This window comes from Clostridium sp. (assembly GCF_050717535.1).
Taxonomy (GTDB): domain Bacteria; phylum Bacillota; class Clostridia; order Clostridiales; family Clostridiaceae; genus Clostridium_AD.
The window spans coordinates 59,563-69,747 of the sequence record NZ_JBOITM010000085.1 but is presented as its reverse complement, the minus strand read 5'-3'; the positions used below and the strand labels follow the sequence as shown (position 1 = coordinate 69,747).

11 protein-coding genes are annotated in these 10,185 nt (G+C 32.3%); 7 read left to right on the top strand and 4 right to left on the bottom strand.

Annotation, left to right across the window (positions count from 1 at the left end; translation table 11 throughout):
* Positions 1–184 precede the first annotated feature (184 nt).
* The 4 genes from ACREVU_RS18425 to ACREVU_RS18410 all read left to right on the top strand — a co-directional run bounded on the left by ACREVU_RS18425 (position 185) and on the right by ACREVU_RS18410 (position 3,268).
* A complete protein-coding gene (locus ACREVU_RS18425) occupies positions 185–760 on the top strand; it encodes a DUF6431 domain-containing protein (protein WP_431553057.1) in 576 nt (191 codons plus the stop codon).
* 105 nt (positions 761–865) lie between these two features.
* The gene (locus ACREVU_RS18420) at positions 866–2,125 is read left to right on the top strand and encodes a DDE-type integrase/transposase/recombinase (RefSeq protein ID WP_431553056.1); all 1,260 of its coding nucleotides are present in this window, start codon (positions 866–868) and stop codon (positions 2,123–2,125) included.
* Positions 2,118–2,921: an ExeA family protein gene (locus ACREVU_RS18415; RefSeq protein ID WP_431553055.1), complete on the top strand. Its 804-nt coding sequence runs from the start codon at positions 2,118–2,120 to the stop codon at positions 2,919–2,921. Before ACREVU_RS18420 ends, ACREVU_RS18415 begins: the two co-directional genes overlap by 8 nt.
* Before the next feature lie 29 nt (positions 2,922–2,950).
* The gene (locus tag ACREVU_RS18410; RefSeq protein ID WP_431553054.1) at positions 2,951–3,268 is read left to right on the top strand and encodes a DUF6618 family protein; all 318 of its coding nucleotides are present in this window, start codon (positions 2,951–2,953) and stop codon (positions 3,266–3,268) included.
* A 64-nt stretch (positions 3,269–3,332) separates the two neighbouring features.
* On the opposite strand, the gene ACREVU_RS18405 is transcribed toward ACREVU_RS18410, so the two are convergent.
* The 4 genes from ACREVU_RS18405 to ACREVU_RS18390 form a co-directional block, all read right to left on the bottom strand.
* On the bottom strand, positions 3,333–4,349 hold the full coding sequence (locus ACREVU_RS18405; protein WP_431553053.1) for a M3 family metallopeptidase: 1,017 nt from the start codon (positions 4,347–4,349) through the stop codon (positions 3,333–3,335).
* Between the two features lie 48 nt (positions 4,350–4,397).
* Complete coding sequence (locus ACREVU_RS18400; RefSeq protein WP_431553052.1) at positions 4,398–5,033, bottom strand: CatA-like O-acetyltransferase; 636 nt, start codon at positions 5,031–5,033, stop codon at positions 4,398–4,400.
* A 70-nt stretch (positions 5,034–5,103) separates the two neighbouring features.
* A complete protein-coding gene (locus ACREVU_RS18395) occupies positions 5,104–5,388 on the bottom strand; it encodes a hypothetical protein (RefSeq protein WP_431553051.1) in 285 nt (94 codons plus the stop codon).
* Positions 5,389–5,697: 309 nt separating this feature from the next.
* Complete coding sequence (locus ACREVU_RS18390; RefSeq protein ID WP_431553050.1) at positions 5,698–6,027, bottom strand: hypothetical protein; 330 nt, start codon at positions 6,025–6,027, stop codon at positions 5,698–5,700.
* A 309-nt stretch (positions 6,028–6,336) separates the two neighbouring features.
* Between ACREVU_RS18390 and ACREVU_RS18385 the strand changes: the two genes are divergently transcribed.
* The 3 genes from ACREVU_RS18385 (at position 6,337) to dnaK (ending at position 10,157) form a co-directional block, all read left to right on the top strand.
* Positions 6,337–7,869: a sodium-dependent transporter gene (locus ACREVU_RS18385; RefSeq protein WP_431553049.1), complete on the top strand. Its 1,533-nt coding sequence runs from the start codon at positions 6,337–6,339 to the stop codon at positions 7,867–7,869.
* Between the two features lie 39 nt (positions 7,870–7,908).
* On the top strand, positions 7,909–8,034 hold the full coding sequence (locus ACREVU_RS18380) for a methionine/alanine import family NSS transporter small subunit (protein WP_431553048.1): 126 nt from the start codon (positions 7,909–7,911) through the stop codon (positions 8,032–8,034).
* Positions 8,035–8,396: 362 nt separating this feature from the next.
* Positions 8,397–10,157 (top strand): molecular chaperone DnaK, encoded by a 1,761-nt coding sequence (gene dnaK, locus ACREVU_RS18375; RefSeq protein WP_431553047.1) that lies wholly within the window; start codon positions 8,397–8,399, stop codon positions 10,155–10,157.
* Positions 10,158–10,185 lie beyond the last annotated feature (28 nt).

Genomic DNA, 10,185 nt, shown 5'->3' with positions numbered 1-10,185 from the left:
ATTCACATCCTTTTTTTGATACCTTATTATACCATAAATACCCAAAAATAAGAACCCTGAGCATAAAGAAAAAGCAGGTTTTTACACCCGCATTTTCTTCTATACACCCAAAGTTTAGTAAGAACCTCCAAAGCAACGTTCTCCCTTTAAAATAAGAGTTAAAAACTCTTATAAAACTACTATTATGATAAGATTAAATTTACAATTATGCAAGTGTTTTAAGCAAATTTCTTTTGAAAATGAGATAACTGCCTTTAATAGATATGTAAGCTCTGTTAATATAGAGACTTTAGTATGTCCATTTTGTGGCGCTAAACATGCGTTATCTCCATTTGCGTCTTACAAACGCCATCTTGTGACTTATAATAATAATACTGCTCAAGATAATATAATCATCATTTCTAGATATATTTGTTCATCATGTAAACGTACCCATGCCCTTCTGCCTTCGGTAATTGTGCCGTATATGTCATTTAGTTTTAAATTCACTGTTTACCTCATCCATGATTATCTTGTACATAAATATCGCTCTGTGGAATGTATGTGCCAACATTATGGCATTGCTATATCTACATTCTATCGAATTTTAAAGAAGTTTAAAGAACATAAACAGATATGGCTTGGACTTTTAGAGGACAAGCTCATTTCAAACTTAAGTTTTGTGCAACATATCATAAATAGTTCCTTTGATAAACTTGAGGACTTCATAATACAATTTTTTAAGCAAAATGGTTCATCATTTTTTCAAGGAACGTCATAGTTTAGCTATAAGCATATATTTTTAATTTTAATTTATGCATACCACTTAATACGATAATGGTCATTGAAATACCTATATGATACCATTTTCTTGAGGTGATAATAAATGAATAACAAAGAAATAATCGAAATAGCATCTATTAGATTAGCATTAATAGCCCCTGCTATAAATAATACTTTTACCGAGCAATCCAAAATTGCTTATTATAGACGTGTTTCTATTAACCCTGTAAAATTACCTAACGGTAATTCAGTTTTGTATAGTCCAGGGACACTTTCTAATTGGGAATCAGAATATAATAGATTTGGTTTTGATTCCCTTCTTCCGAAGATGCGTAGCGATATAGGTAAAACTAGAAAGCTAAGTGATGTAGCCATAGAGCAGATATACACTTTAAAAAACAACTTCCCTAAAATTAATGCTACGCTTATATATTGTAAACTCATCGAAGATGGCTTTATTAAAGAAAAGGATGTATCAATTTCAACTGTTCAACGGTTTATAAAAAACAATGATATTAGATCTGCTAGATGTATCAACATGAAAGACAGAAAGGCTTTTGAAGAAGAGTTCGCAACTGGAATGTTTCAAGGGGACACGCTATACGGTCCATTTATAACTGAAAATGGTGAGCATAGACGGACGTACGTAATTATGCTAATAGATGATAAGTCTAGACTGATAGTAGGTGGTAGATTCTTTTATAATGATAATTCTTATAACTTTCAGAAAGTACTTAAAGAGGCTGTAGCCAGATATGGAATCCCCAAAAAAATTTACTTGGATAATGGATCTCCGTACAGAAATGAACAACTAAGCCTTATATGCGGTTCCCTTGGAATAGTAGAACTGCACACGATGGTAAGGGATGGAGCTTCAAAAGGAAAAATTGAAAGAAATTTCAGAACGTTAAGAAGCAGATGGCTAAATGCTTTAGATGTAGAATCTATTTCCTCTTTAGCGGAGCTAAATGATGAATTATTCACCTATATTAATAAGCATAACATAACTATACATTCTTCTACAAACCAGCGTCCTATCGATAGATATAAGGGCGATTTAGCTCATGTAAAAGTAGCATCTAATAGTGAATGGCTAGATAATTGCTTTATGAATCGTGTAAATCACAGAGTAAATAATGATGCAACTATAAACATTGATAAAACCTCTTATGATGTACCTATGCAATTTATAAGGCAGAAGGTTGAAGTGCGATATCTACCTGATGAGATGGAAAGTGCTTATATTTACTTTGAAAAAATCAAGTATATCATTAGAAAAACAAACAAGGTTGAAAATGGTAAAACTAAACGTAAAAATCCACTTAATATAGACTATTCAAGGGATGGTGTTAAATATGTTTAAGCAGTTTTATGGTATGGGCCTAAATCCTTTTGAAAAAGGCATTAAAGAAAAAGATGCATATCTCTCAAAGGATTTAAAAGAAATGATATCAAGACTTGATTATCTTAATGAAACTAGGGGTATCGGATTATTTACAGCCTCAGCTGGCTCCGGAAAAACTTTTGCTTTAAGATGTTTTGCGAAGAAAGTTAATCCTAATTTAACAAAAGTTATTTATCTTTGCTTTACTACTGTAACTACTACTGAGTTTTATCGCCAGTTTTGTATTTCCCTAGGACTCGAACCTTGCTCTCGCAAATCAGACATGTTTAAAAGTATAAAAGACTATATGGAAAACATGAGCAGTGAAAAGCGCCTTCATTACATACTTGTATGGGATGAAGCACAGTATTTGAGTAACGACATATTAAAGGAATTGAAACTACTAATGAATTTTTCAATGGACTCAAAGGATTGTTTCTCATTAGTTTTGATAGGTCAACCTATACTTAATAATATCTTAGAAAAGCAGATACACGAAGCATTAAAGCAAAGGATCATAATAAATTATGATTTTGAAGGGCTTTCAGAGACCGAGGCTATAGAATATATTCATTCGAGACTATCACTAGCAAGTGCTTCTTCTGAAATAATTGATGATAATGCCATTTTAGCTGCATACAGAAGCTGTACTGGTTCTATAAGACGTCTAAATATGATATTAACAAAGGCTTTAATAATAGGTGCACAGCATGAAAAAACGGTAATTGACACTGACACAATAATGGCTGCCGCCAATGAAATGTCGCTTCGGTAACAGTAGAATATTTTTTAGGAGGATTTTCTATGTCAATTAAATTTGAATGCACAATGAAAACAGGCAAAAAAATAGAAAGCTGGTCTGGGATGATAACTAAGTTAACTAAATTCGGAAGTCATTATGAGCTTAAGATTGAAAGTAGAAGTGGATTTATTGTAATTATAGGTAAAACAAATTATGGTAATTTTGCTTGTATTCCTGATTATGATGTAGGATGTCATCTTTCTACCTTAAACGATTTATTTTGGAACTCTGAACGCTTACGTGAAATTATGAATAAAGTAGATGGCATAACTGTGGCTCACGCCTTACAAGCTGTCGCTGAATACATTGATTTAAACTAATATACTTGGGTAGCTATTATTGCTACTCTTTTTTATATAAAAGTAGCCTAACGGCTAAAAGAAATTATATTAATAAAATGCTTTTTTCTAAAATTGAGAAACCTTCATTTGTTGGTAGAATATTAAGTAATTCGTTATTTACTATTGTTTCACAGAAAATCGAAGCTGTTTCTGCAATAGGTGTAGGATAGTCCGTATTTAACATCTTTTCATTTCTAAGACAATAGCTATGATAAGCATGTCCAATCTCATGAGCCAGTACACCAACATCGCAATACTTCCCAGTAAAATCAGCTATAATTCTGCTTTCTTCTATTGGAAAAATATCAACAGTTAATCCATAATTTCCTTTTCCACTTCTTGGCTCAGCATCAATCCATCTACTATCAAAGACTTTCTTTGCAAAATCAGCGAGATCTTTGCTGAAGGTTTTAAAACTTGATACAATTAAATCTCTAGCATCTAAATATGATATTTTTGTATTAGCAGCACCCATTGGTGCAAAGATATCATAGAATGGAAGACTAACTCTATGTCCTAGTATTTCTGCCTTTTTATGATAATATTCATGGAATATAGGTAGACTTTCTTTTATAGCAGAAAGCATAGCATTTAAAGTTTCATAATCCATCCTTGAGACCATTAAAACTTTTTCCAAAGGTGATTTATATCCTCTCATATCATAAATAGTAAGTGCTTCTCCACTAATTCCATTTAAACATGCTGCAGATGCTTTCGATATGCTTTTGCATGCATCAGCTTCTGCATAATAGGCTGTTTTTCTTAAAGATTCATTTTTTTCATATGCCATATTCTTGAGCTCTGAAAGTGATATTTTCTTTGATTTACCTTCAATGTCTATATCCACTAATATTGTAGTGGTGAGCTCCATATAGAGTCTTTGCCATGCTTTGGAGCCTGTGCTCTGCATTTTTGCAATTAATAATTCTTCATTTTCATTCAATAAATATTTTGACTGCAAAAGAAGTTCTTTAAGATAAAAACCATGTTCAATAAGTGTTGGGGAGGTATCTATTAACTCATCTATATTGTTTAAAGAATTAAGCCATTTGTATTCCATGTTAAGTCCACTAATAACCATCTCCTTAATACTTAATATTAATACAACTTATAAATACTTTACAGGATTATCTAAAATTTCTTGAATTGTATTGAAGTATCTTCCAACATGTACACCATCAGCCATTGAGTGATTTACTTGAACAGATAGCGGCAATTTTATTTTCCCATTTTCCTCAAAGTATTTACCCCATGCTATTCTTGGAATAGTATCAACGGGATTCATCTGAATTGGATGGGTTATACTGGTAAATGAAACCCATGGAATACTTGTAGTGTATATAAGATCATCCCTACCTTCTTCATCTTCAATACTTATATTAGCTTTTGCTATTTCTATTTCATTTGTTGTATTAACGATAAATTCTTTGAATTCCTCAATAAACTTAACTGTACAAAACCCAAATACTTCGTTTGAATTCATTATTGTAAACGCAGAGTTAACAATTTCATGTTCAATTACCTTATCGCCTCTTATCCTATAACGAAATTCCTTTATGCTATTTGCTGTTTTTGTGACAACATACAACATTGATATAAAAAACGGATTTCCTTTTTCCTTAATATATCTATAAAATTCTGTAATATCAACATTTCCACAAATATTAAACTGAGGATAATCAAGTTGCTTGAAATAATTGAAATGCTTTTTTCTTTCCCAATTTTCTATATCTACAAACTTCATCTATATACCACTCTCCCTAAAAAATATACTTAATATTCTTATAGTTTAACATTAAACTCTTTTAATTAAATTATTTGTGTTTTTTATAAAATTTCTGATTTTTATTATTTCTTAAGGCATAAATTCTATTTGGAGAATTATATCCCATAGCTAAAAATGATGTTCCATATTCGGAAGCAATTGTTAATCCTTCACTTTCTCCTGTTTTGTTTATAGCATAAGACCTAATTATTGTACCCTTATAATCTATTACAGTGATTTTATTATTTGTATATAAGTAAATATGATTTCCATCTGTTTCAAGTCCTTGAGGAATTCCTTGGTTAACAATATCAAAAGTAGCCACTGTACTCATATTAGTTAAGTTTACAATCGTAAATTTGGGGTTTCCAGTATCATTGCTTAAAGTAGTATGCAAAATTAAATAATCATGTAAATTATCTATGGCAATTTATATTCATTAATTTTATTTATAGTAGTTTCCCTAATTAGTCAAAAAAATATTAATGGATAATTATAATTTTAATAAAAACTGAAATAATAAAATTGACTTGTCATAAATAGACAAGCCAATAAATTTTTCTATAACTATTAGAGTATCGCAAATTTACGATTTATTAAATACATAAAATCATTGCGAACAAATTTTACTAATTTATTTAATTTAATTACTAATTAAGTCTTTTGCATCATCAAGTAGCTTAGAAGGTACGTATATATCGATTTCAGAATTACCTGGAAACCCATAAACACCATCAATGCCTTTGCATTTTTTTAATGAGGGTATACCATAAGCTTTTAGTTTTGATTCAATTATTTTTGCATCGAAATCCTGACTAACTGATATAAGAAATACCACAGTGTCATTTTCATTATTTTCGCCTATTGTTTCATCCTTTGTAGATTCAAGCACTTCTACTAATTCACACCCACAGTCGCTACAAGTTGTAAATCCCTCACGATATTCACATTTACATTTTGGACACCATGACATGGTATCATCTCCTTAAAATAATTTTAATTAATAAAATTTTACAAGTATATACTAAATTGCAGATTATTCTTATACTAATTATAACATATACTTCAAGTATATGAAATTTCAGATAACTATATCTAATAAATTAATGAAAAATGTCTTACAAGAGAATTTTAAATAGATATTAAAAGAAATGTTTAAATCTTATTTATTTACAATAAGTGTTAATAAAGATACAATTATAAATATAATTAGATTAATAAGTGTTAAAGTTGATAAAAAATCAACACACAGACTATTTTATTATGAAGGGAGAAACTAGCAATGAGAGAAAATTGGAAAAGTAGGAAAGGATTTATTTTTGCAGCAGCAGGAGCTGCAATAGGCCTGGGTAATTTATGGCGATTCCCATTTCAAGCATATAAAAATGGTGGAGGAGCATTCCTTTTACCATATTTTGTAGCACTTATAACTTGCGCTATACCTTTAATGATTATGGAGTATGCTTATGGTAGAAAAATTCGTGGAGGTTCAGTTAAGGCATTTTCAAAATTGAAAAAGAAATTAGAAATTATTGGGTGGATCCAAGTAATGGTACCTATAGTAGTTATGATTTATTATTCTGCAATTATTGCTGTAGCAGTAGTCTTTATGGTGTTCTCCTTGGGGCATGCATTTGGCATTATTAACTGGCTTTCAGATCCAGGACCTATTATGAGTATGGTTACAGGAAGTGCAAAAAATGCTTTAGATTTAGGTGCTGGTATGAGTATTTATATTTTAATCGCCGTCATTGTAGTTTGGATTTGTAACTGGCTTATTGTTAAAAAGGGTATTTCTGGTGGAATAGAAAAAATATCAATGATTTTCACACCCTTGTTAATGGTACTAATGATCATATTTATGATTAATGCAGTTCGTTTAAAAGGTGCCTCAATAGGCCTGGAAGCGCTCTTTAAACCTGATTTCTCAAAGATTTTAGTTCCAAGTATTTGGGTTTCGGCTTATGCTCAAGTATTTTTCTCAACAACTTTGGCAGTAGGTGTTATGATCGCCTATGGTTCATATTTAGATGATAAAGCAGATATTGTAAACAGCGCAATTATTACAGTTTTAGCAAATTCAAGTTTTGATCTTATTGCGGGTGTATTAGTGTTTTCAACATTAGGTTATTTAGTTAGTAATATGGGTGTAGAATTTACATCATTTGGGACAGGTGCAGGTGTTGCATTTATCGCCTTCCCAATTGCTATTTCAACCATGTCAACAAATGTTGTAGTCCAAGGATTGCTCGGTTTTCTCTTCTTCTTTTGTCTATTTATCGCTGGTTTATCATCCAGTATTTCAATGCTAGAATCATTTACTACTGCTGCGTTAGATAAATTTGATGTTTCTAGAGAAAAGCTTGTTTCGATTATTTCCATTGTTGGATTCTGTGGCAGTGCATGTTTTGCAAGTTATGCTGGATTTAATTATATATTAGATATAGTAGACGCTTATGTAGGAAATATTGTAATTGCAGGCCTTGGCCTTGTAGAAGTTATTTTAGTTAGTTACATTTATGGAACTAGTAAGCTTCGCGAGGAAGCCAATGCACACTCAGACTTTAAAGTTGGCATATGGTGGGATTATTTACTAAAATATTTTACACCATTATTACTGGGAGCTGTTGTAATAACAAATATTTTCAGTATAATTACCGGATTGATAAAAGCGGATAGAGTGGGGATAGTTTCTAACATAGTATTTGGTTGGGGAACTGTAGTTATAATGATTGTTGCCTCCATTGTATTATATAAGAAAAAATGGACTGCAAAAGCACAAGAAGTAGCAACCATATCAAATGATGAAAAGTAAATATCTAAGTAAATTAACTGAATAATTGGAGGGATTCATATGTCAACAAGTGCTATAGTAATGATGATTATAGGATGCGGCACAGTTTGGGGCGGAACAGTAGTTGCAATTGTTATCGCATTAGCGGTAGAAAAGAAAAATGACTTACAAAACAAGACAAACTAGTTAAATAAGAATCAAAATATAATTGCTACAAATTAGAGGGTATTTTAAGCATCATGAATCATGCTTAAAATACCCTTATTATAGTTTTATACTTTTATGCTTTATATTTTGCTGATTACTGTTGTTGCAGATGACAAATAAAGAAAAACCTTTATCACTACATTTATTGGAAGTAATGGTATAATGAGAATTGTACTTATTTTTCTGTTTTTGAGAGGACTAAGAAAATATGTATATTCCATAGTATATACTCATACGAGAAAGCTGGCCTTGTCACACTGAGAAGTGGCTATGAATATAAAAATCAAAGGCAAACTACGCAATCCAAAATGGAATATTTTTAATATAAAGGAGATAATATAATGTCTAAAATAATAGGTATTGATTTAGGTACAACAAATTCTTGTGTGTCCGTAATGGAGGGCGGCGAGGCTGTCATAATCCATAATGCAGAGGGTGGTCGCACAACACCATCTATAGTTGCGTTTTCTAAAACAGGTGAACGTTTAATTGGTGAGCCTGCAAAGCATCAGATAGTTACCAACCATGCGCGCACTATAAGCTCCATCAAACGTGAAATGGGTAGCGACTACAGAGTTAATATTGACGGCAAGAAATATTCACCACAAGAACTTTCCGCAATGATTTTACAAAAGCTTAAAACTGATGCAGAAAGTTATTTGGGTGAAACTGTGAGTGATGCTGTAATAACCGTACCAGCGTACTTCACAGATGCACAAAGACAGGCAACTAAAGACGCAGGTGAAATTGCTGGGTTAACTGTACAACGAATTATTAATGAGCCCACAGCTGCTGCAGTTGCTTATGGTGTAGATAAAGAAACCTCGCAAAAGGTCATGGTGTATGATTTAGGAGGAGGAACATTTGATGTTTCCATTCTTGATATCGATAATGGAGTTATTGAGGTGCTTGCTACTGCTGGAAATAATCGTCTAGGCGGTGATGATTTTGACAGTTGTTTGGTTGATTATCTCGCAGGCGAATTCAAAAATGAAAATCATTTTGATCTTACCAAAGATTCTACTGCAATGCAGCGCGTTAGAGAAGCTGCTGAAATAGCAAAGGTTGAACTCAGTGGTGTAACTTCAACTGTGATTAATCTTCCCTTTATCACTTCAATTAAGTCGGTTCCAGTACATATGAATATTACATTAATCAGGGCAAAATTTGATGAACTTACAGCACACCTGGTGGATGCTACAATGGTTCCAATGCAACAGGCAATGCGTGATTCTGGTCTCAATATCTCAGATATCAGCAAGATTTTACTTGTGGGAGGATCCAGTCGTATTCCTGCCGTACATGAGGTAGTGAAAAAGTTTCTAGGCAAAGAACCCTTCAAAGGTATTAATCCCGATGAATGTGTTGCAATGGGTGCTGCACTTCAAGCTGGAGTCCTTGTTGGTACCGTAAAAGGTTTACTACTTTTGGATGTAACACCGCTTTCTCTAGGCATCGAAACTTTGGGAGGAGTTTTTTCAAAAATTATTGAGCGTAACACAACACTTCCAATTAAAAAGAGCCAAGTTTTCACCACAGCCGGCAGTTTTCAGACATCCGTAGAAATTCATGTTTTGCAGGGCGAACGTGAAATAGCATCTCATAATAAAACATTGGGTAAATTTAAACTAAGGGGTATTCGTCGTGCACCAAGAGGTGTTCCACAAATTGAGGTAACATTCACTATTGATGCAAATGGCATCGTCAATGTATCTGCAAAAGACTTGGGAACTGGAAAAGAACAAAACATTGATATTACCGCTTCCTCTAACCTCAGTCAGCCAGAAATTGAACAAGCTATTCGTGATGCAAAGCAATTCGCTTCTGAAGATGCAAAAAACAAAGAAGAAGCTACCATAAAGGATCGTGGGGAACAGTTGATTTATCAATCATCAGAAATTATGAAAAAACTTGATAAAAATGATAGTTCAGTGCTAAAGGAATCTGTTAAATGCACCAAAAAATCATTAAAGAGCAAAGATAATTCGCAAATGGTCCAGGCTTGCAATGATTTATCTAAAGTGTTAGAATCTATGCAGCAGAAAGTTCAACATGATGATAGTTCGGATACTACAAGTAATAATGAAGATAACAAAAGGTAACAATGCAAAGTGGACAATATAAACAAGG